The following is a 21,021-nucleotide window of genomic DNA, read 5'->3' on the forward strand; positions in this document are numbered from 1 at the left end:
TTTTTTGTAATCTCAAATATTAGTCTTTAGCTACCCGCTTTAAAAATGCTTCCGCTAATATGCAGCACAAGATTATTAAACCAATAACCAATAAGACGACTAAATTTAGTTTTAACCCATTTAGAGTGCCAAGTTCTTGGCTGGGTACCCTAGCTTGCGCCCATCCAAGCAATGATGCTGCCAATGCTGTTCCAATCGCACCAGAATATGACTGTGCCGTCATATAAAGAACATTGCCATCATTAGTTGAAGCAGAACTTAATTGTTCCAAGCTAAGTGTCATTATATTACTGTAGCTTAGCCCTAGCCCCAGCATAAAAATAATATAAATGGCTACTAAGCTTATCACGCTTGGCCTAACCACTTGTGCAACTAAAAAAGTAGCGGCGATAATGCCTACGCCAATTATGATTGGTAAACGCGGATTGGCCTTGTCGTAGATAACACCGGCAATTGCTGAAACAAGGGCATCGACAATTGCAGCTGGCAAAATCAATAACCCCGCAGTTGCAGTTGACTGTTTAAAGGCCATCTGTAAAACATTAGGAATTAAAAATGACATGCTTAACGACATCAATTGCAATAAGAAAAAGGCCGTTAAAAATAAGTCAAAATGTTTTCTCTTAAATAGCGTCATGTCTAAAAGCGCATGAGGCTTTTTTCTTTCAAGATAAACAAACAGACCGCCGCTGCTAAGTGCCAAAAGTGTCAAGATCAGCTGAAGTAAAATTTTATTATGACTGGTAAAACCTAAAATTAAAAATAAGGTAGAAACCAAAAAGATTGCTAAAGTTGCCGCCCCCTGATAATCAAAGGGAATCTTTTGCGGCTTAACAGTCTGGCTGATGCTAGTTTCACCCAGCAACCATGTAGCAATAATTACCGGAATAATAAAGGCAAACAGCGCTTGCCACGGCAAATAGTTGACTACAATCCCACCGTAAACTGGACCAACGGCTGGCGCAAAAGCAATTACCAATGTTCCGATACCCATGAAAGTACCGACTTTTTTCTTGGAGGCTTGTTCCAAAATAATTGAAAACATTAGGGGCAAACTAATCCCATTAGCTACACCTTGCAATAGTCGGCCACACAAAAGCAGTGTGAAGTTATTAGCTACTGCAGCACAAATTGTTCCTAGAAGAAAGCTGAATACTGCAGCACGAAAAAGACCGACAGCACGGAATCTTTTTCGTAAATATGAGCCAAAAGGAACAATCACCGTTGAAACAAGCATATACCCTGTCGTTAACCACTGAATTGTTGCTGGTCCCAGATGAAATTCCATCATTAGCTGGGGAAATGCAATGTTTAGTGCTGTTTCAATGACAATTCCCAAGAAGCTAAGAATGCCAATCGCAAAGATTGATCTAATAAGTCTGTGATTTTGATTCATTGAATTCTCCTTCAGCTATTGCAATAATATGGACCATTTTTTAGTATCATAGCATAAAGCGTCCAATTAATTTATCAATCAAGAACGCACCATCTGATTCAAATTGCTCAATAAGCTGGCTTTCTTATTAGATTTTAATCGCAAGATAAGTGATTTTTTGAGAAATTAACGAGCTATAATTAAGACAAAGGGATGAGAGGGATGAGTTGCATAATGAATAAAAAAATAATTAGTCATTTATTAATTGCTGCTTTCGTGATTGGCGCAACCACTATTTTCAATGGGCAGATTAATACAGATTATGCTGCTAGCAATCATTTCGTTACTAAAACAATTATGCATACAGCACAAATTTATACAAAAACCGGCCAAAAAACGACGCAAAAATATTATCCTTATAGCAAAGTTAAGGTCAGTAAAATACCAGTAAAACTCAGTCCCCAAAACCGCACTCCATATTATAAAGTCAAAAACAAGAATCAATATCTTAAGGCAAGTAACATTGATGGTGTCATCCGCCAAGTTTGCAAGAATACATTTGTCTATGCCACTAGCTCAAAAAAGGTAAAAACTAGGCCAATTAAAAAAGGCACAGAAGTGCTCACTTATGGCAATCCATTCAAGTTCAAAAATGGTCAATTATATTACCGCATCGGTGGCCCTGCTAAACAGTACATTAAAGCTAGTGCTTTAGGCCAAACAACTGGTTCTAGTTCAGCCGCAGCAATCGCTAGCGAAAGAAAAGGTTCTAAAAAGGTTCTAAAAAGGTTCTAAAAAGGTTCTAAATGTGAAAATCTTATTTCTATTTCTGAGGTGATTATATGAATTTAAATAAAAAAATTATTTTTGGTTCAATTGCAAGTTTTCTTGCCCTTAGTCCAATTGTGCCTGCGGTACTAACCCCTAGCCCTACTGTACAGGCAGCCAAAGCTACTACTTTTAAGCTTAATCATAATTCTTATGTATATAATGCACATGGCAAACGCACATATTACCAAGGCAAGAAAACTTTAAAAATGGGTGCAACCGTTAACGGGACAAATAAAATTTCTACTATTAAAGGCAGTAATTATTATCCTTTGACTGGTGGTACTTATATTAAAGCGGCTAATGTAGGCGCCATTAATAACCAAATACAGCCAGGTAACTTAGAATTAAACTATAATTCTTATGTTTACGATAAAGATGGCAAACGCTTGACTAAGTTTCGTGGCCGTAAAAGCAACACTCACCTGCTGAAAGGAACGCCAGTCAAATATTCTGGAACAGTTGAAAAGACCGATCGCGACAGCAAGCAGTACTTTTTACTAGACGATGATAACTATAATCAGTCTTGGCTGCCATATGAGAAGATTGGTACTAAGTACTATTATAATATCGGCGATGGCGGCTACATTAATGCGGCCAATGTCGAAAGAATTGATAATAAGCCGCTCTATACTGCCGAGGCAACTGTAACAATTGATGCACCTGATAAGTTTATAGTCGGTTATGGAAAAGAAAAAGTGATGGTAAAGCCGGGCCAAAAAGTTAAAGTAGACCCGTTTCCTTGATACAGTATGATCCCTCGACAGTTGTTTGTTTTCGCCTGAGTGGAACTAAAACTGGCTTTTTTGCTAAAAAAATCGCAAAAAAGCAGCCGCGGCAAAAACTACTAACCTATACATTTTATGATTATATTTTAAATACTGATAATATAGACGTTTATGATATTAATGGTCAAGTGCGAACTAATTTAGGTGAAACTTTTGACACGGGCGATAAAATCCCAGTCGATGAGGAACTTTATATTTGGCAACCAAAGGAAAATAAGGCTGAACTATTCTATCATATAGCAAGAAATGGTGATACGTTTGATTCAGTTCAGTATGGCAAAATAACGGAGGATTATCGAAGCTATATCAAAGTAACAGGAACTAGCCATATTTCTGGTCCCCAACTGACTCCAATTAATACAGCAGAAGAAGCCAAAGCAGACGCTAAAGTGGCTACAAAGGCTGATAAGACAGATTTACAGAAACTAATTGATCAGGATAAAGTTGTTAAGGCTAATGAAAATTACCAAAAAAACGGGTCTAAGTTCTATGATAGGGCAATAAAAAATGCTAACGAAATTAATGATTCAGATACTGCCAGCATTGCGGAAGTAAAACAAGCCGCCAGATTGTTAAAGCAACAACTGGAAGAGGTATTTTTACCAATTGATCAGTTAGGTTTTAATTGGACATTTGAAGATGCAATGCCAATATAAAAATTTGCTTAATCAAATAATCTAAGAAAGAATATTGACAAAGAAGTTGGCCTTATAGTCAACTTTTGTGGTCACAAAAAAGTAAGAAGCAGACAAAACTATTTTTTCAATGTTTTGCCTGCTTCTATTTTGTTTAAGCAAGTAAATTTATGTGATCCATGTCAAAAATGTAATTATCAATCTTTGGTAATTTAACAGTTGGGGGAAACTAACAGAACAGTTATATATCCGGGTCGCCATTAAAGCCTATGCTTTAAGCTAAATAGTCCAAGATACTGAACATTGCTGCTTCATTTGCTGGCGGGATCGGCGCCGAGATAATCTGCTCTGCTGTTTGCTGAAAGACCGAACCTGAAAGGTATTGGGCATCATTGACCACAATTTCTTTCAAGTTATCTTCTTCGGGCTCTAAGTGAAATTGCAGGCCCACTGCCTGCTTACCAAGAACAAAACCCTGATTTTGTAAATTATCATTAGAAAACAAAATCTTGGCTTCCTGCGGAATTTCAAACATTTCTTCATGCCAGTGTAAAACCGTCAATTCATGTGGCAAGCCTTTAATCATATCAGTTTGCACCGTAACTGGCCCCCAGCCCACTTCTTTAACTGGGGCCTTTTTAACTTGATAACCTAAAGTTTTGACAATTTGCTGCGCTCCATAACAGATACCCAAAATGGGAACGTTTTTGGCCAACAACTTTTTAATTAATTGCCGCTCTTGCTTAATCCAAGGCAAGTCATCATTAGGGCTCATTGGTCCGCCTAAAATTACCAGAAAATCTGTTTCTTCTGCCGTGGGCAAAATTCCAAACTGGTAGGGATGATAAACATAAAATTCATGGTGATGCAAATGAGCCCACTTTTGAATCGATCCCGGGCCTTCATTTGGTGTGTGCTGCAAAACATTAACAATCATTGTAACCTCCCCATAATTTTCAAAAGATTACTTTATACTTTACCGCTATTTACAACTTTTTGCATGAATTGCTTAATCTCAATAGATAAAGTTGCTTAGACTTTATTCGTAGCAATTATATTATTACTAAAAACCCCATAACTAGCGCTTCTAACTAATTATGGGGTTTATTATTACCTTAGTCTCTAAAACTATTTAATCTTAATATAACCATTTTTATTAGTGACTTTAAGTAGAGGCTTATTCTTCAAAATCTTGGAGTAATGCTTCGAATATGACCGATTATTTACTTTGATTTTCCTCTTTAATTTTGTTGACAACTTATAACTCATCTTATGCGCATTGGTCATACTAAAATCGCCATTAATCAGACTAAATGAGCTGTCACCAGTCATTACTGAGTTGCTAATCTTGACATCACCATATTTACAATTTCCTTTTTTACCTAATGCCGCATTAATCATAAATTGACTATTAGTTATAATAACATCACCAACATCCAAGCTAACCGTACCATTTTCTACTAAAGAATTATTTATTTTTAAATCACCATATTTTTGGTTTAAATGAACATTCTTAGAATCCACGCGGTTCATAACAACATCACCGTATTGTGCCTTGAGATCAATATATGGGATGGCTAAGTCATTAAAACTAAGGTCGCTCAAGTTACATGTTCCTGAAATCTTTTCGATAGTATTCCTATCAGGTACAGTTACTGTAACTAAGTAGCCACCATAATTATGATGCTTAACTGGCTTATCATAAATAGTTAGTTGATTATTATCAACTGTAACTTTCGTATCCGTAATACGAGATTTAAGCTTCCCACTAACTGTGACATGAAAATCTTCGCCTACAATAAATTTTAGACTTGAGCGATCAGTATCAAGTTTAACTTGGTCGAATGCTGCCGTTTTAAAGGTTTTACTAACTTCTTGGTTAGTAGGTGCCTTTTGAGAATCTACCTTAGCATTAGTATTTTGAAAATTCAAGGCTCTTGTAACTGGAATGCCACTAATTAATATTAAAATAATTCCTATTAAAGATATTATTTGAGATCTTTTCTTCATAATTATTCCTCCTATCTATTCACATTAACTATTTTGTTGAAAGTCTGCTATCTAATCGAAAATATGGATGTCGCCTTTATTAGTTTTAACAGTAAACATTGGTTTGTTACTGATAGTTCGCTCAAAGTGATTCGAGTGTAATTTACCAAAAAATTTAATTTTATTTTTCTTATTACAAGATAGATTGTAGCCAATCTTTGGTGAATCGTACATAGTAAGGTCTCCCTCGTGCAGAGCGAATGAACTATTCCCCAGCACCTTCGATCCTTCAATATCAACATCATATACATCAGAATACTTTGCATTCATTTGAAACTTGCAAGTATCAATTACCGTATTACCAGTATCTGAAGTTAAAGTTGAGTTATTAATAGTTGAATCAGTAGCAGAAAAATTTCCCGACACTTGACGTAGTTTAAGCTGGTTAGTTTTAATTTTATACAGTCTAACGTCACCATAAATAGCTGCTAGCTGAATATTATTAAGGTTTAATTTATGAAGTTTAATATCACTGCCATAGCTGTAGCCTGTGACGCTTTGCAAGGCATCACTATTGGGCACAGTCACGCTGACATTGTATCTGCCTTTACTGATTGAGTGTGAGCTAGAAATAGTAAGACTTTTATTATTAACGGTAGCTTTTATTTTTTTTGCATCTGGCCCGGTAGCCTTAACCTGAAAACTTTTTCCCGTTGAAACTTTAAGGTTGATAAATCTTTTATTTAGACGAGCTTTATTAATATTAACGTTAATTTTTTCAAAAGCAGGAACATTAAAGACTTTAGTAGTCCTACCCTTCTTTTTTACGTAGGTAATTTTAGTTTGATCTGCTTTAGCATTTTGCTTATTACTTACTTTTATACCAATAAATATTAAAGCAATTATGACGAATAGCGAAATACACAATTTACTGATTTTTTTCATCTTTATCTCCCTACTTTCAACATTCCTCTTATTATGAATAATAAATAAAATAATAATTGAAAAAATAAGAAGTTCTGTATACTGAACAAATTTCCTATTATTTTTTAACTTAATGAATCAGTTATTCACATTTAAAAGCTAGATATTTTTTTAGCAAATAATTCAACTATTAATTTATCAATTCGATCTTTCAAAACCGCAAATTCGCCCTTCCGCGTCTTATTGGCCTGAATAATAATCATGGTCTTCGCCGTCTTCGTGCTGCGCATGAAGGTGTAGTAGCCTTCTCCTGCCCCATTAGCCGTCTTTAGCCCTAAACTGGCGTCGTTATAAAAACCACCATTATAATAAGCTGGCGGACGCGCCCGGTAGAGCTCTCGCCGGCTCTTTTTACTGAGCAGGCTGCCGGCCAGGATATAATTCATTACCTTGGCTAAATCATGATTTGACATCACGACTGACCCGGCACCTAATTCATCATGCGCGGCTTGCAGCGCCTTTTTGTGCTTGACCACATCATAGCGGCCGCCGCGGTAAATCATGCCCGGTACCAAGCGGCTGGCAATAATCTTGCCCGGCTTGGACCATAAAAACTCCGTCTGTTTTAACTGCAGCGGCTCAACGTATGTTGCCCGGAAAAGCTGCTCATAGCTTTGACCGGTTACCTGCGTCATTATGCCGCACAAGTATACATAATTAAGCGAGCTGTAATACCATTTGCCCAACATCTTCGGCTTAAACACCGTCTTTTTCACATCGCAGGCCAGATTATCCCGGTCAGAGACAAAGTGCCGCCGGCCTAACCGCGCTCCTGGTTTTAACTGCAGCCCAGCCGTCATTGCCAATAAATTTTCAATCGTAATCTTTTTCGCACCCGGTATTGCCGGATAGAACCGCGCTAAGCGCTCATGCAAGCTCAGCTTGCCCTCCTGCACTAGCTTCATGACCATGGCGGCGGTCATTGACTTTTGGACGGAATTAATTAAATAACTAGTGTCAGTAGTATTATTGCTAGCATAATCAAGCAAAACTTTGCCTTTGCTAATAACTAAAACTGAACCCTTGATCCCTAAGGCATCAATTCGCTGGCGCACTATTTTACTTTTAAACGATTGTTTTGCGGCTTTTGCTTAGCTGCGACTTCATAGCGGGCTTTTTGCCACTTCTTGGTATAGAAGTAGTTATGGATGTTGTAGTTGTAGCGGTTATCGGGCTGCGCCATGAACGGCTTAACCGCCTGGTCGACTGCCACCCAGCCGCGCCAGCCCAAGTGAATCGTATCTTCCATGAAGTACTGCTCGCCGCCCCGCTTTGACAAGTCGGTAACCTGGTCAAAACCTTGGCTGCGCAGCTGGTACTTAATTTTAGCGACTGCCTGCTGGTACATCGTCTGCGATAAGCCGGTATAGTCCGCCCACTTTTGGTTAATTGGCGGAATGATGAACAAGACATTGGTGTGCTGCTTGGCAAACTGGTGCAACATCAGCTCAAAATCGCTGTATTCGACCGACTTGGTATAATCAAAGTTTTTCTGACTGTCCTTTAATTTAGCCAGATTGCGCTTATTCAGCCGCATCTTAAAGAAGCGGTTGTTAATCCCAAACTCATTGGAATTAGTATGAATTGCCGCTTGCTGGCTGGCAACTCGGTCCAGTGCCTTGGCCGAGTCAGTTGCTGGCAGCAGCTTGGCCTGACCATTTATTTTGGGCAGGCGGTCGCGCAATTGGAAGGTACTGAAAAACTTGTCCTCATTGTTAAGCATGCGCCGCTGATTTTCGAGGTAGAAACGCTGCACGCTTGACAAGGGCTGGCCGCTGGCTGCTTTTTTCATGCCGGCTTTGACCACGCCCTTGACTTCCGGCATTGCCAAGAAGCGCTGGGCGGCGTAGCGGCTGGCGCGGCTGCTTTTCTTGAGGTCTAACAAGAAGTTGCAGGCCTGCAGCGGTGAATAATACAGTGCAAACGCATCCGGGTTTTGCCCCATTTTCGTAAACCATTGCGGTGACACAATCACGACGGCTTTTTTATTTTTTAGCTGCTTGGCCGTTCCCTGCATGCCCAAAAATTGGGCTAGCGACTGGCTGCCCGGCCCGCCTAGTAAAAACGGCCGGTAATTGCGGTGATATTTTTGGGCCAACACGCTGGGGTGCAGCGGATCAAGCCGGGACAACTCGCTAGAGCCGTAAAAGGGCACGTAGTCGTCCTTAAAGGCATCCTGCTTCATCAAGGAACCCTTAAAAACCGTGGTCGTCTGCGAATTGGCCGCCTGATAAATAGCGTCCTGCGAAAAGGTCCGCTCCCAAGGCAACAAAAAAATTACCAGCAATAAGATAAAAGCGCAAAGAACTGGGCCAAAGATTTGCCACAGCCGGCGTTTGTTACTCATTTTTTAAACTTTCCACCTTTGCCACAATCTTGCTGGGCGTATTCCATTCGTTCCGGTCAAATTCGGAAACCGGCACATCGATCGCAAATTTTTCCTGCAGGTTCAATAACATCTGCACGCTGGCCATGGAGTCCATTAGCCCGTTGGCAAAAATATCTTCATCCATCTTGCCGGCTAAGTCTTCTCCGGTTAAATCTTGTAAAATTGCTAAAACTTCTTCTTTAATATCCATGATTAAACCTCTTAAATAATTCTATTGCCTGTTTAAGCTACTTCCAGCCAAACCAGAGCTGGCTGAGAAAACCTGAAAAAATCAGGAAACTGAAACAAACGACGTTAAAGGTGACGAAAATTGCCAGCCACTTGGTGTACTTGTTAGCCGGCAGCTTGTCCTTATGCTTCTTTTTAAACCTGAGCCAGCAGTCATTAATAATGATGGCGCAAGCATGGAACAAGCCGTAAACAATGTAATACCAGCTTAGCCCGTGCCAAAAGCCCATCACTAAAAACAAGAGCAGGTAGGCCGCCTGCGACAGGCGCACCGGGTTTTTAAACAGCTTTTTCTTCATTGCGAAGAAGGTAAACCGCATGTAGATGTAATCCCTAAACCAAAACGACAGCGTCATGTGCCACCGGTTCCAGAATTCCTTGATATTCTGCGAAATAAACGGCTTGTTAAAGTTCATTGGCGTGTGAATGCCCATGAAGTAGGAAATTGCCACGGCAAACAATGAATAGCCCGCAAAATCAAAGAACAGGTACATGCTGTAACAGTACATGTAAGCCAGCAGCCACCACGATAATTTCAGGCCGCCGTTAGCGGTACCGGCAATTAAAGCTGCCCGCTCAATTTTAGGCAGCCAGTAAGTGCCAAAGAACCAGCCCAAGATAAATTTATACAAAAAACCTTGGAACAAGTAACGCGTAGCTAAGCCTAAATCCGTCAGATAAGCTGCCCGTTTAGGGGCAGCATCGCATTCTTTGGCAAAGCGCCGGTAACGGTCGATGGGCCCCGAAGAAATCGTCGGGAAAAACAGCAAAAAGCGCAAGTAAGTGACCAAGTCAATTTCCTTAATCGCCCCGTCGCGGACTTCCATGATGACCTGCACGGTTTTGAAAGTGATGTACGAAATCCCCAGAAAGGCCAAGACCCCCGGTATTTTAGCCTGGGGAAAGGCCGTTTGGACTTTTACCAAAATCAGGGGCACAATCGCTAGGAAAACCGCTAGGTAAAAGACCCACGTTTTGTTAGCCCAGTTTTTACGATAATACAGGTAACAATAAGTCAGCAGCAGCTCAAGCAATAAGTATATTAGCAGGCTGACGCCCTGCTGCCACTTATCCCCGTCAAAAATTAGGAAGAGAAAGACCAGCGAAAAAGCTATTTCATATAACTTAAAGCGGTGGCCATAATACAGACCCAAAATAATTGGTATTAAGCCAATCATTAGGAAAACAAAGTAGTGTGGATTCCCATAAGGCTGCATATTAATCAAATTAAAATGCACTACTCGTTAACCTCCTTAATAACGGCCTTGATGTCAACCTTGCCGTTTTGCGAAATCGGTAATTGGTCCCGGTAGACAAATCGCTGCGGAATCATGTACGGCATCAGGTTCTGGGCCAGATCAGCCCGAATCAGCTGCGTAATTTCGTCTTCGCTATAGCGCTTTTTGACGCCGTCTTTTAGTTCGATTTCCGCCACAATTTGCTTGACCGTGTGGTCGCTGCCATATTTAGGCGCAGCCACGCCGTGGGCAACAAACTTATTTTTACCTAAATAATAGTTGATTTCTTCTAATTCGATCCGGTAGCCGTTGAATTTGATTTGGAAATCAATCCGGCCCCGGTAAAAGAGCAAGTCGCCATCAAAGAACCCTTCATCGCCGGAGCGATGGCTCGGGTACTGCTCGGACGGCGCTTGGAAGAAAGCCTTCGCCGTTTTTTCCGGGTTATTAAGGTAACCCTTGGAAGTGCTCGGCCCGGTAATGATAATCTCGCCTTGCCCCGGCTGATCGCCCTTAGTTTTGTCAATCGTGATTTGGGTATCTTCTTTTACCCGCCCGATTGGCAGGCGGTCATAGTTAGCTAAGACTTCCGGCGTAATTTCCACCTGTGTCACCGCCACCGTGGTTTCGGTGGGGCCATAGGTGTTGAAAATCTTGGCCTGCGGGAACTTCTTTTGGAGCAGCTCCGCCTCATTATGCGGCAATTCCTCGCCGCAAAAGAGAAAGTGCGTCAAATCCGGATGATGTTCGCCCGTAAAGGTCTTGTCCAAAAAGCACATCTGGGCAAATGACGGCGTCGACACCCAAACGTTAAACTGCAATTGCGGCAGCGTTTGGAAAAGCTGCGCAAAGTTTTCCGTCACGTCGTGTGGCAGAACGACCAGCTTGCCTGCTCCCACTAAAGCGGGGTACAAGCTCATGACCGACAGGTCAAACGAATACGGCGCTTGGGCCAGAAAACTAGGGTGGGCTGGCAAAGCAAAGTCGCTCATCTCCCAGTTGACAAAACTCAAGAGGTTGTTGTGACTGATCTGCACGCCCTTGGGCTTGCCGCTGGTGCCCGAAGTAAAGATAATGTAGAAATTATCATCGCCCTGAACAAAATTGGCCGGATCAACTGCGCTGGTCTCATTACCCACCTCTTCGGGGCGGATAACCTGCAAGTCAGGTAAAGCAATTGCCGGCAGCTCTTCAATCGCAATGATTGCTTCGGCTGCAGCTACTTCTTGAATCAGCACAATTCTTTCGGCATTCGAATAACTGGCAATCGGGATATAGGCGTGACCGGCTTTAACACAGCCAAGAAAGCTGGCAATCATGTCAAAAGTTTGCCCGCCCCAGATCATAATCGGGCTGCCCGGACTGAGATTAAGGCCCATAATGTAGCCAGCCCAAGCATCGGAACGCTTTTTCAAGTCGCCGTAAGTGTTAGTTTGGCCCAGAAAGTCATAGGCAATCCGGTCTGGCTCAGCCAGCGCAATCTGATCAATTTTCTTGATAATATTTTTAATCATTGTTGTACCACCTTAAAATTCATTGTAAATAAAGTGAACCGAGGTTAGGCCGCTATATTGATACAAATAGATTAATGCTATTAAAATAGCGCAATAAATAATTGTCGTGAGAATAAACTTGCCAACACGTTTAGCACGTGAAGGAGTTTGATCTTTTTTAACCATATTCTTCATATCTCTTTCAACTATACTATACATTAAGCAATATATATAAGGAACTATACTATTTACTATATAATATACTACAGCAAAGAGTAAAAATTCAAATTATTTCTTGATGCTTGATCCCATTAAAGGTCATTATCCTTTGTAGCTTAGCACTTTCACAGAAAAAGCCCACATTTATTCAGTATAATGAACAAGTCATAAGTTGATATATATAATTTCCTACAGAATACCCAATCAAATAAGATAGATGTAACAATACTTTTGGAACCTACTAAATTTAGTAAAAGGTAACTAGGGATTTTTAATTTTAATTTTGTAACATTGATATATAATATAGAAAAATGCTAAGAAAAAAATTCTTAGCATTTTCTAGCATTTTTTAATTATTAGAGCTCTTTTTTATTAAAAAGAGCTTTTTTATTATCTACACTTTGTGCTCTTGTGGCTCTTGTGGATACTTGAGCAGTAATTGCTTTGACCACTCTTACGAATTAACATTGAACTGTCAAATGAAGGATCTTGTTTTTGTAAGTCTAAAATTGGATTTTCCATATTTTTCACCCCCTTTCCCTATAAAAACTTTTAACATATGTTATCTACATTTTGTACTCTTGTGGCTCTTATGAATACTTGAGCAGTAATTACTTTGACCACTCTTACGCATTAACATTGAACTGTCAAATGAAGGATCTTGTTTTTGCAAGTCTAAAATTGGATTTTCCATGTTTTTTCACCTCCTTTCTGTGAATGTAGCTAGAATATATTGGCATCGACTGGTAATGGTAAAAATGCATAGCTTTGCTTTTTTATAACTCCTAAAAGAGCTAAAATTATTCCGCTTGCACCAGTAGATACATCCATTGAGCACTTAAGTCCTGTAGCGCCAGGTATATAAACTTCACTAGTGCCATTTGAAAATAAATACATATTTAATCCATCCAATATATAATTCATTAAATCAGATGATGAAAAAATATTATTAACAAGAGTACCTAATACTAAAAATCCGGCATATCCTTCTAAAAGGCCTGCTTCCACTGTAGATATACAGAAAGTAGTAGATATTAAATCTTGCAAAATTTTTTTCCTTTTATTATTTAGAAAAGATTTTTTATCTTGATATATAGATATCATCACAACTGCTACCCCAGCCGCTCCATCATTTAGATATGGTATAGCTCTGTTTACTTTTCTACTAGTATCTATAATATACAAGCTACCTTCTTCATCATATTTAAGTTGGTATTTAATCACATAGTCAATAATTTCTATACCTATGCTTTTGTACTTGGTCTGCCCTGTCTTTTGTCCAACTTTATACAAAAATAAAGCTTCACCAGCTAATCCGTTGAGTAAGCCAGCATTTACATTTTTTACCGGCTTACTAGTTCTATTTAAAAAATCTTTTTCTACAATATCAGCAGCTTCATAGCATTTCTTTAGTAATTGATTGTCCTGGGTTAAGAGATAACCTGCTAAAAATGCCATACCAATTCCTGAAACTCCTGAATAAATTGAGACTCCTTGAACATTAGATAAGCTAATTTTTTTAAGTAAACTAGTGGCTTTTTCTTTTTCACCTAAATCATAAAGAACTGAACAAATTCCAGCTAAGCCATCAAATAATCCATATGAATTTTCTTTACTAAAATCCATCGAAGAGATTATCGCACAATTTTCACTAAGCCAATTGTCAAAATCATTCACAATTTCATCTGGTATACCGCCTGAGCGAATTAACGTCATTATTCCACCAAAAGCACCATAACTTATAGCATACCTAGACACATTGTCCCGATATTGCTTAATGTCACCTTTGATTAGTCCTTTGCTTTGAAAATCAAGGTTATTAACTATACCTTGTCTTAAATGATTAACAAAAGCTTGAGCTGTTTTTTTAGATAATTTCTCATTAGGAATCTTTAAAAACTCTTTTATAAATAACGGTGAACCATCAACATTTGTATATTTAGAAATCTCAAGTTTAATGTTTTCTAAAAATTCAACAATCTCATCTCCAAAAATAGTTTTTATTCTTTCATAATAAATTTCTTCAATTTTCGGGGACAAACTACTATTAGCAGTTTCAATAGGCATTAGTAAATATAAAGCTATTTTACCAACAGCATACCAATCTGCTTCACCATAAGTATCTGCGTTATTAGAAACAAAACCCAGAGTCATTATACCCGGTTCATATTTTGTATTAGGATTTTGAGCTGCTTCAAAATCAATTAATGTTATTTTTTGTTCCTTCTCTGAGAAAATAACATTAGAAGGTTGTAAATCTCCGATTGCAACCCCCTCTGCATGAATTGACTTAATTGCCTTTAAAAGCTCACTTATTATAAACTTTATATTAGTTATATATTTTTGAAGCTCTTTTTTACTAGTCTTTGCTATATTAAATGGAAACTTTATCGCAATAAAATCATCTAAATTCATTCCCTTAATAAAGTTTTCTTCCAAGTAATTATGCTTCCAGGCAGTAAAGTAATTATTTACATTAACAACAAAGGGATTGTCTTTTAAACTATCTAAGACTCTATATTCATGTAATACTCTATAAAATCCATCAGTTTCTTTAGAATCTAGCCCAGCTTCAGGACGACCCTCTTTTAATATACAGGTTCTGTTATTAATTGATGCTTTATATACCCCACCAGCATCGCTAAAAGAAATTGCATTGACAATTTTATATTTCTTTAATTCCTTATATTCAGAAATCGGAACCGCTTTATTGTTTTCTTGAATCTTCATTGGTTCTTTCACAAATTCAGGCAGGTAATAATAAGGAACCCTTTTGTCAGGAATTAGCTTTCCACTAGGATCTTTAATAGCATCAACTTTTTTCCCATCTTTAATCATGGTCATTTCTTTAAAACCACCATATCTGAAGAAAACGTTGCCGTTTTTCCACTGTTTATCGTTCAAAATATACGGTCCATTATTATAGAACTTAGTCAGCTCATGCAAATCATCCAATAATTTAATAAATATTTTTGTATCATGCGGATAAACAGTTATAAATTTTCCAGATGATGCTCTGTTCGCATTCTTGGAATTCCTATCAATTAATTTATCTATAGTAGGGATAAATTTGAATGAGATATTATTATTAATAAGATATTTCGAAACAGCATAGAGTTCTTCTTGAGCTTCCATTGGAACTGCAGTTATATGTATTTTCCATCCCTGATCAGGTGAATTTTGTTCATTTTTATTTAACATATATATCCAATCAGCATCAATTGTATATATCCAATCATCGGATGAAAAACTAGCAATTGATAATCTATCTTCCGGCTTATCAATTCTATTAGGTTCAGAATAAAACAATTCTTTATTATTAACACTATAATCCAGGTAACGATCGTCCAACATTTTTACTTTCCTTTCCAGAAATATTAGTTTTTAAAAACTGCTCTTTCACAAAATTCCTATATTTCGGTACACTTCGCAATAATTGTTCATGCGTTCCTGAAGCTGCAATTGTTTTATTATCTAAAAAATATATCTTGTCAGAATCAATGATAGTCGACAATCTATGAGCTATTGCGATAATTGTTTTACCTTTCATAACTTCTTTTAAAGCCAAGGAAACTTTTTTTTCTGAATCTGCATCAAGATTTGAAGTGGCTTCATCTAAAATTAAGAAATCAGGATCTTTTAAGTAGGCCCTTGCTATCTGTAACCTTTGTCTCTGACCACCTGATAGCTTTAACCCTTGCTCTCCAACTATTTCATGAACTCCTCTCCTTAAACTAGATAAAAATGTTGATAAGTTAGCTATCTTTATAGCATTATTAATTTCATCATTTGAAGGCAGATTTTTAAGTCCAAATACTAGATTGTCATAAATAGTACCAGAAATAATATAATTTTCTTGTGAAACCACACCGAACATTGAACGCCATTGACTTAAATCAATTTTCTTACTATCAATACCATTCAACATAATTGAACCAGCATTAGGATTATATAATCTGGTTATTAGATTAACCAAAGTAGTTTTACCAGCACCAGAAGAGCCAACTATTGCAATTTTCTTCTTTGCTGGGAAGTCAACATTAACCTTCTCTAAAACCATTTTTTTGTCATATGAAAAGCATAGATTTCTAACTGATAAACTGTATGGTTTACTTATTTTAAGCTTAGAAGAGCCAACAATATATTTCTCTGGTTTTTCATGCAGAATCTCAATTATTTTTGCTACTGCACCTTTAGTTTGCTTATAATTAGTATAAAAATCGGCTATTGTATTTATTGGACCGATTACTTGATAAAAATAAATTAAAAAAGAGGTTAGTGATCCAATAGTTAAGGTGCTTTGCTGTACTCGATATCCTCCATAAAGTAAGACAGAAACTATTAAGACAAAAGAAACCAAGCTCTGAATGGGTGAAATAACTGCATAAACTGCCTCATTTTTAACTGATAGTTTATAAAGAAGCCGTAGTTTCTTACCAAACTTCACAAGAACATTTTCTTCCGCCTCACTCAATTTCACAGCTCTGATGTTTCTTAAGCTTTCTGTCACTATTCCAGTCAAGTCACTCAAACTTTTTTGAGATTTAACAGTTAATTTTTCCTCATAGTTACCAAGGGGAATGGTAATTAAGGCATCCAATGGGAATATTAAGAAAATAAGTAATGATAATTTCCAATCTAATAAAAACAGCACAATAAATGTTCCGATCGTAGTTATTAGACTTGTAATAAATTCTGGGACAACCCCGGTAATAAAATTTTTAACTAAGACTGAATCATTAATTACTCTACTAGAAAGTTGCCCACTTTCTTGATTATCAAAGAAAGGAATCGGTAAATGTATTAAATGTGTTTGCAATAAGTTCCTTATATCAGCTATTTGTCTTTCTCCTTCTCTGCTAATCAAAAAGTTACCCATTGCACTTATAACTGTTTGTAAAACTAAAATTGTAACTAATTTAGATAAAAAAGATAAAGATAATGTTGATTTAAAAATATTCTTCAAATCAATAATATTCTTAATATAAAGGGGAACTATTACTCCTAAAACACTGCTGATAATTGATAAAAATAATCCAACCCAAAAAAATTTTTTAAGTCTTATCAGTCTGATAACTTTCAAATTGCTTTTAAAAATGATATTCTACCCCCTTTTATATAAAAAATCGTATTAGTAAAAGTTGATTCATTAACGATATTTTTACTATATTGAAGAATATCATTATCATAAAAAAGACTTTGAACTTATTCAGAATAGTGAACAAATTCAAAATCTTTTTTGACCATTATTTATATAAAAAAACAAAATTATTTTGTTCAGTAGAGCGAATTAATTTATTTTTTTAAAGCTTTCAATTGTAATATGACCGTAGTTTAGCATACTAGCTAGCGATTATAGGATTGTTTCAATTGAGAAAAAGTATTTTGTAGGGATAGCTTAAGTTGATGGAAATTTAAATAGTCTAACATCGGGAAAAAAGCTTCATTAATTCTTGAATCATCTTTAGTTTTTATAAATAAAATTAATTCATCAAGGAATTTTAGTCGAATTTTTTCATAGGCGAAATTATCACTCAGTTTTAAAGCTTTTAACTCTGAATATAGTTCTTGTGCATAGTGGAAATCAGTATAGAGTAATAAAGAATTAGCATTAATTAAAGTCGCTATCGCAGCATGTTGCCACTGATAATCATTGTCATTTTCCTGATATTTGACTAAAAGTGAATGTGCAAATCCAAAAACGCGCTTTCCCGGTAAAAGGAAAAGAGTATTGCCAAAGTTAAACAAATCTTCGTAATACCAGTCTTCAATTTCCGAAAGTAATTCTTCTAACCTACTCAAGTCCTTAGGAGTAAACAAATTAATTTCTGTATCGGCCTTTAATAAATTACAAGCAATTGCTGCTCTTAATAGTAGTGCTCGATCATAAGGATTTTGTTGACTGCTTTTTAAATATACAGTCGCCAGTTCTTTAAGTCGTTGATCATTACCATGATAATATGTAGTAGCTATTTCTTTAAAATCAAGGTTGTCGCTTAAACTGTCCGTGACAAATTCAGATGGCTTAATTCGCATGCGTTCAAGCATTGCAATCACTTTTTCAAAAGACATATTGGCCTGCCCTTTTTCCCAATAATATAAAGAAGACTTAGAAGTAATATCACGAGAAGCTGTATCTAAACTTATCCCTTTTTGTTTTCTTATTTGTTTAAATTTTTTACCAAATTTATTATTCACGGAGGTACCTCAGATGAAAAAGCACAAATTAATGAATTTTATTTTGCCATTTGTTTTTGGAAGTATAGTGGAATTAATTCCATTAAGTTTTATCGAACTAATTAATGCTATGCTTAAATATATTAATTAATTATATTTTATCACTAATATTTTTTATATATACAAGTGAAATGATATAATGGTAAGTCAACTAAATAGAAAAAGGACGGTAGATAAAATTAGTAATATCTGTAACGTACCAAAAAACATGAGATCATCAACTAATCTATCGATTTACGAGCATATTATAAAAGTTGTAAAAGAAAAAAATCTGGAAAATTGAAGTTAACCCCCGGAATTGGACAAAGATTCCAATTCGGGGGTTTTCTTATGTCTAAATATTTACTAAAAACAAAATTAGAAGCAGTAGATTTGTATCAAAGAGGATTTAGTACAAAAGAAATTCAAGAGAAATTACATATCACATCACGTAAATCTATTGATGGTTGGATCAATAATTATCAACAGTATGGTAACAGAGGCCTGGAAAAAAGCTTTTCTAAGACAAGATATAGTGGTCAATTTAAATTAGAAGTCTTAAACTGGAGAAAAGAACATAGTGCCAGCTATCAAATTACTGCCAATCATTTTAATATTAAACAACATTCCACTATTGCGAATTGGCAAAGAAAATTAAATGAAGGCGGTGTTGATGCTTTATTTATTAAGCAAGGACGACCATTAATGCATAAAAAGAAAATTAAAGCAAAGAAGCATAAATATACTTCTCAAGAGTTAACTGAACTTGAACGTCTACGTTTAGAGAATCGTGCATTACATGTAGAAAATGAATATCTAAAAAAACTAGATGCCTTAGTTCAGAAACGCGGACATCGGACGAAGAAAGATCTATAGTTAATGAACTAAGGCAAGAATTTGGCTTTAAATTAAAAGAAATATTACCCTACACAAGTTTGTCTAAAAGTACATTCGAGTACCATCCTCATCCAAAAAAGAAGCTGATCAGTGATAAAGCACTTGTTTCAATTATCAAAATGATAAAGAAGCATCATGCTAGTTATGGATACTGGCCTGTAACTGATACTCTGAGGATGACTTATCACTTAATGGTTAATCATAAACGTGTTCAACGCTTAATGCGTGAGAACAATTTAGGAGCTAATAAATATAATCTGAGAGCCGGTAAATATGATTCTTCAAAGGGTCCACAAAATAAGAAAGCTAAGAATCGGTTCCATCAAAAGTTTAAGACTGATAGACCATATCAAAAGGTCGTAACTGATATTAGTGAATTTAGATATGGGAAAATGACTATCCGTGATCGTGTATATTTATCGCCATTTAAGGACTTATTCAGCGGTGAAATTATCAGTTATACAATCACCGATCGTCCATTAACAAGATATGTTCTAGAAGGATTAGAGGGAGTGTTTACTGCAAGACCAAAGCTATTAAATTATCGAATGACAATCCATAGTGATCAAGGAATTCAATATCAATCTAATCCATATCGACATGCTTTACGAAAACATAAAGTATTTCAAAGCATGTCACGAAGAGCTACATGTCATGATAATGCAGCTATGGAAAGTTTCTTTCACATTATGAAAGTTGAAATGAATTATTTTACACATCACTTTGATACTAAGAAACAATTGGTTAAGGCGATGAAAGAATGGATAAGTTATTACAATGAAGATAGAATTCGGCACAAACTAAAAGGCTTAACTCCGATTCAATATCGGAATCAAGCCTTAAGTAAAATGATATAAAACTAACGTCCAGTTTTAGGGGTTAGCTTCAAAATATTTTTCCAGATTTTTTCTATAATTAATTAACTAAGTCTCTTCAGTCAAAGATGTCGATAGATTATTTATCAGATAAATATGCTGCCGTTAAAGTGGTAATTAAGCCTAACTTATACCAAGAAAGCAATAAGACTCACTACTCATGTAAAAGCTAACCGAAACAGCTCAACCAATTCTATACTTGAACTAAGACTTTAAGTTCTGCCACTACAACAATCAAGCTAAACCAATACAATTAAACATTAGTTAAAGTATTACGCACAATAACAATTACCATAATAATCCTCAGAAAGAAACTATCTTCAAACGAATTGAAATTAATTCTCTGAAAAACGCGGAAAATACAGAAAGTTTGCACTCATTAGTTTAACATCAAACAAGTTAGTGGCCACTAACTTGATTAAACATCAGAATAGTGCAATAGGTCTATTTAATAATAAAGTATCCAGATTCTATAATTACATTTCCATTCTAAAGAGGTTAAGTTCAAGAATTAGGCTACTTATTTTAAACGATTTCATAAAAAATTTACATTAATTTTGAATTATCCACATGGAAACTTTTTTCCAATATTCAGCCAAAACTAATTTTTTGTTTTATTACAAATTACAAACTTAGTCCTCATATGCCTATTCTTCAATCTTAGTAATTTTCGAATTTTTTAGAACATTAAATTTTTACAGCTTGAAATTAAAAATATTTTATGTCGGCAATATATTTATAACATAAAAAAGAAGGACTAAATTTATCAGTCCTTCTTCTAAAGCACAAAGCTATATTATAAAGTAACAACATCTTTATTTAACAGTTAGTTTTTCCAGTGAACTTCTTAAATTAATATAATTAGTC

18 protein-coding genes are annotated in these 21,021 nt (G+C 36.3%); 5 read left to right on the forward strand and 13 right to left on the reverse strand.

Annotation, left to right across the window (positions count from 1 at the left end; genetic code table 11):
* Positions 1–19 precede the first annotated feature (19 nt).
* Entirely contained in the window at positions 20–1,396 is a 1,377-nt protein-coding gene (locus GYM71_RS09350; protein ID WP_220220261.1) for an MFS transporter, read from the reverse strand.
* Positions 1,397–1,609: 213 nt separating this feature from the next.
* On the opposite strand from GYM71_RS09350, the gene GYM71_RS09355 reads away from it, so the two are divergent.
* Genes GYM71_RS09355 through GYM71_RS09365 form a run of 3 tightly spaced genes read left to right on the forward strand, consistent with a single transcriptional unit; the run spans position 1,610 to position 3,647 of the window.
* Positions 1,610–2,170, forward strand: coding sequence for an SLAP domain-containing protein (locus tag GYM71_RS09355; protein WP_220220262.1), 561 nt, complete (start codon positions 1,610–1,612; stop codon positions 2,168–2,170).
* Between the two features lie 47 nt (positions 2,171–2,217).
* Positions 2,218–2,949, forward strand: coding sequence for an SLAP domain-containing protein (locus tag GYM71_RS09360; protein WP_220220263.1), 732 nt, complete (start codon positions 2,218–2,220; stop codon positions 2,947–2,949).
* On the forward strand, positions 2,946–3,647 hold the full coding sequence (locus tag GYM71_RS09365; RefSeq protein WP_220220264.1) for a hypothetical protein: 702 nt from the start codon (positions 2,946–2,948) through the stop codon (positions 3,645–3,647). The genes GYM71_RS09360 and GYM71_RS09365 overlap by 4 nt, the downstream gene beginning before the upstream one ends.
* A 253-nt stretch (positions 3,648–3,900) precedes the next feature.
* On the opposite strand, the gene GYM71_RS09370 is transcribed toward GYM71_RS09365, so the two are convergent.
* The 12 genes from GYM71_RS09370 to GYM71_RS09425 all read right to left on the reverse strand — a co-directional run bounded on the left by GYM71_RS09370 (position 3,901) and on the right by GYM71_RS09425 (position 18,364).
* Positions 3,901–4,563: a type 1 glutamine amidotransferase gene (locus tag GYM71_RS09370; RefSeq protein ID WP_220220265.1), complete on the reverse strand. Its 663-nt coding sequence runs from the start codon at positions 4,561–4,563 to the stop codon at positions 3,901–3,903.
* 191 nt (positions 4,564–4,754) lie between these two features.
* Entirely contained in the window at positions 4,755–5,636 is an 882-nt protein-coding gene (locus tag GYM71_RS09375) for a DUF4097 family beta strand repeat-containing protein (protein WP_220220266.1), read from the reverse strand.
* 51 nt (positions 5,637–5,687) lie between these two features.
* Positions 5,688–6,560 carry a DUF4097 family beta strand repeat-containing protein gene (locus tag GYM71_RS09380; protein WP_220220267.1) on the reverse strand — a complete coding sequence of 291 codons (873 nt, stop codon included), beginning with the start codon at positions 6,558–6,560 and terminating at the stop codon, positions 5,688–5,690.
* A 131-nt stretch (positions 6,561–6,691) separates the two neighbouring features.
* Positions 6,692–7,654: a serine hydrolase domain-containing protein gene (locus GYM71_RS09385; protein WP_220220268.1), complete on the reverse strand. Its 963-nt coding sequence runs from the start codon at positions 7,652–7,654 to the stop codon at positions 6,692–6,694.
* Entirely contained in the window at positions 7,654–8,946 is a 1,293-nt protein-coding gene (dltD, locus tag GYM71_RS09390) for a D-alanyl-lipoteichoic acid biosynthesis protein DltD (protein WP_220220269.1), read from the reverse strand. The genes GYM71_RS09385 and dltD overlap by 1 nt, the downstream gene beginning before the upstream one ends.
* Entirely contained in the window at positions 8,939–9,178 is a 240-nt protein-coding gene (dltC, locus tag GYM71_RS09395; RefSeq protein WP_103752597.1) for a D-alanine--poly(phosphoribitol) ligase subunit DltC, read from the reverse strand. Before dltC ends, dltD begins: the two co-directional genes overlap by 8 nt.
* 37 nt (positions 9,179–9,215) lie before the next feature.
* The gene (gene dltB, locus GYM71_RS09400) at positions 9,216–10,442 is read right to left on the reverse strand and encodes a D-alanyl-lipoteichoic acid biosynthesis protein DltB (RefSeq protein WP_336511435.1); all 1,227 of its coding nucleotides are present in this window, start codon (positions 10,440–10,442) and stop codon (positions 9,216–9,218) included.
* 11 nt (positions 10,443–10,453) lie between these two features.
* Positions 10,454–11,968, reverse strand: a complete 1,515-nt coding sequence (gene dltA, locus GYM71_RS09405; protein ID WP_220220270.1) for a D-alanine--poly(phosphoribitol) ligase subunit DltA — start codon at positions 11,966–11,968, stop codon at positions 10,454–10,456.
* A gap of 12 nt (positions 11,969–11,980) precedes the next feature.
* Positions 11,981–12,133 carry a teichoic acid D-Ala incorporation-associated protein DltX gene (locus GYM71_RS09410; RefSeq protein WP_220220271.1) on the reverse strand — a complete coding sequence of 51 codons (153 nt, stop codon included), beginning with the start codon at positions 12,131–12,133 and terminating at the stop codon, positions 11,981–11,983.
* Positions 12,134–12,889: 756 nt separating this feature from the next.
* Positions 12,890–15,520 (reverse strand): class III lanthionine synthetase LanKC, encoded by a 2,631-nt coding sequence (gene lanKC, locus GYM71_RS09415; protein ID WP_220220272.1) that lies wholly within the window; start codon positions 15,518–15,520, stop codon positions 12,890–12,892.
* Positions 15,492–17,249 carry an ABC transporter ATP-binding protein gene (locus tag GYM71_RS09420; RefSeq protein ID WP_220220273.1) on the reverse strand — a complete coding sequence of 586 codons (1,758 nt, stop codon included), beginning with the start codon at positions 17,247–17,249 and terminating at the stop codon, positions 15,492–15,494. The genes lanKC and GYM71_RS09420 overlap by 29 nt, the downstream gene beginning before the upstream one ends.
* A 263-nt stretch (positions 17,250–17,512) precedes the next feature.
* On the reverse strand, positions 17,513–18,364 hold the full coding sequence (locus GYM71_RS09425) for an Rgg/GadR/MutR family transcriptional regulator (RefSeq protein WP_220220274.1): 852 nt from the start codon (positions 18,362–18,364) through the stop codon (positions 17,513–17,515).
* Between the two features lie 369 nt (positions 18,365–18,733).
* On the opposite strand from GYM71_RS09425, the gene GYM71_RS09430 reads away from it, so the two are divergent.
* Both GYM71_RS09430 and GYM71_RS09435 read left to right on the forward strand, forming a co-directional pair.
* Positions 18,734–19,258 (forward strand): helix-turn-helix domain-containing protein, encoded by a 525-nt coding sequence (locus tag GYM71_RS09430; RefSeq protein ID WP_220220275.1) that lies wholly within the window; start codon positions 18,734–18,736, stop codon positions 19,256–19,258.
* Positions 19,255–20,136: an IS3 family transposase gene (locus GYM71_RS09435; RefSeq protein ID WP_244986856.1), complete on the forward strand. Its 882-nt coding sequence runs from the start codon at positions 19,255–19,257 to the stop codon at positions 20,134–20,136. The genes GYM71_RS09430 and GYM71_RS09435 overlap by 4 nt, the downstream gene beginning before the upstream one ends.
* Positions 20,137–21,021: the final 885 nt, after the last annotated feature.

Origin of the sequence: Lactobacillus panisapium, assembly GCF_019469265.1 — a bacterium.
GTDB lineage: Bacteria > Bacillota > Bacilli > Lactobacillales > Lactobacillaceae > Lactobacillus > Lactobacillus panisapium.

Excerpts from the sequence above, each read along its gene's own strand:
- GYM71_RS09350 (WP_220220261.1), bottom strand. The coding sequence starts at position 1,396 with ATGAATCAAAATCACAGACTTATTAGATCAATCTTTGCGATTGGCATT.
- GYM71_RS09355 (WP_220220262.1), top strand. The coding sequence starts at position 1,610 with ATGAATAAAAAAATAATTAGTCATTTATTAATTGCTGCTTTCGTGATT.
- GYM71_RS09360 (WP_220220263.1), top strand. The coding sequence starts at position 2,218 with ATGAATTTAAATAAAAAAATTATTTTTGGTTCAATTGCAAGTTTTCTT.
- GYM71_RS09370 (WP_220220265.1), bottom strand. The coding sequence starts at position 4,563 with ATGATTGTTAATGTTTTGCAGCACACACCAAATGAAGGCCCGGGATCG.
- GYM71_RS09375 (WP_220220266.1), bottom strand. The coding sequence starts at position 5,636 with ATGAAGAAAAGATCTCAAATAATATCTTTAATAGGAATTATTTTAATA.
- GYM71_RS09380 (WP_220220267.1), bottom strand. The coding sequence starts at position 6,560 with ATGAAAAAAATCAGTAAATTGTGTATTTCGCTATTCGTCATAATTGCT.
- dltD (WP_220220269.1), bottom strand. The coding sequence starts at position 8,946 with ATGAGTAACAAACGCCGGCTGTGGCAAATCTTTGGCCCAGTTCTTTGC.
- dltC (WP_103752597.1), bottom strand. The coding sequence starts at position 9,178 with ATGGATATTAAAGAAGAAGTTTTAGCAATTTTACAAGATTTAACCGGA.
- dltA (WP_220220270.1), bottom strand. The coding sequence starts at position 11,968 with ATGATTAAAAATATTATCAAGAAAATTGATCAGATTGCGCTGGCTGAG.
- GYM71_RS09410 (WP_220220271.1), bottom strand. The coding sequence starts at position 12,133 with ATGGTTAAAAAAGATCAAACTCCTTCACGTGCTAAACGTGTTGGCAAG.
- lanKC (WP_220220272.1), bottom strand. The coding sequence starts at position 15,520 with ATGTTGGACGATCGTTACCTGGATTATAGTGTTAATAATAAAGAATTG.
- GYM71_RS09430 (WP_220220275.1), top strand. The coding sequence starts at position 18,734 with ATGTCTAAATATTTACTAAAAACAAAATTAGAAGCAGTAGATTTGTAT.